This window comes from Streptomyces chiangmaiensis (genome assembly GCF_036281785.1).
Lineage (GTDB): Bacteria > Actinomycetota > Actinomycetes > Streptomycetales > Streptomycetaceae > Streptomyces > Streptomyces chiangmaiensis.
On record NZ_JAYWVC010000642.1, the window covers coordinates 1 to 910 of the forward strand.

At 64.5% G+C, this 910-nt stretch carries 1 protein-coding gene; it reads right to left on the reverse strand.

Annotated elements, in window-relative coordinates; translation table 11 throughout:
* Nucleotides 1-38 precede the first annotated feature (38 nt).
* A partial coding sequence (locus VXC91_RS46145; protein WP_329513294.1) for an HNH endonuclease occupies nucleotides 39-910 on the reverse strand: 872 nt, incomplete at its 5' end.

Consider the following 910-nt stretch of genomic DNA (forward strand, 5'->3'; position numbering starts at 1 on the left):
GACGTGCGGGTCTCCCCGCATCCGGCTCTCCAGTGGTGCTACTGAGCAATCGGCTGCTGGTGGATCTCGGCGTGACAGCGGTCGCAGACGATCAGGGTCTTCCGTCGTCTGGTCCGCATGGCTTCGACCCATCGGGGTGCAGCTCTGGTGCTGTATCGGTTGAGGTCGGTGAGCCGCTTGACGTGGTGGACGGTGATCCCGTCGCGCGACTCGCACAGCTCGCAGATTCCGGCGGTCAGCCGGTCGATGAGCCGGCGGCCCTTCTTCGTCGGCCACGCCCCGTCGATGATCGGTGGGGCATGTCTGCGCCGACGGAGGGGGATGCCGCCGAACCTGGCGGTGAAAACCTTGCCCGCTGGGGTGCGTTGGACCGCTTCGAAGCACCTTCGTTTCCCGAATGGGGTGTCGACGGTGCTCTTGTGGCGTTCCCGCATGATCCAGGGAGGGCGACGGTGTTTGGCCGCCAGGGTCGAGAGCATCGACCGTTCCATGTACTGGCAGAGCTTGTTCAGCCAGTTGATGTTCCCGGCCATCTGGAAGTACTGGACGTAGCCGCGGTATTCCATCCCGAATGTGGCAACGATGTTGTGGTCGCTGGTGCGGATCAGGTCGTTGCGGATCAGAGGTTTGCCCTGTCCGCGCTGGTAAGCCCGGCATCTGGTGGTGACGGTCTCCGGCGGGACACAGAGGGCGATCGCTCCGTTGAGGACGCGTTTACCCCGGACCCGCCAGGTGTCGTTGTGCTTGGTCCAGATGTCGTAGCCGAGGAACCGCGCCTTGTGGGTGCGGGCATGTGTGATCAGGGTCTTCTCCGGTGACAGCCGGAGTTTGAGCTCGTCGCGCAGGAACGCGGCGAGCCTGCCTTTGATCTCCTCGGCTTCGGCCTTCGGGCCGACGAACCCCAGCAGGT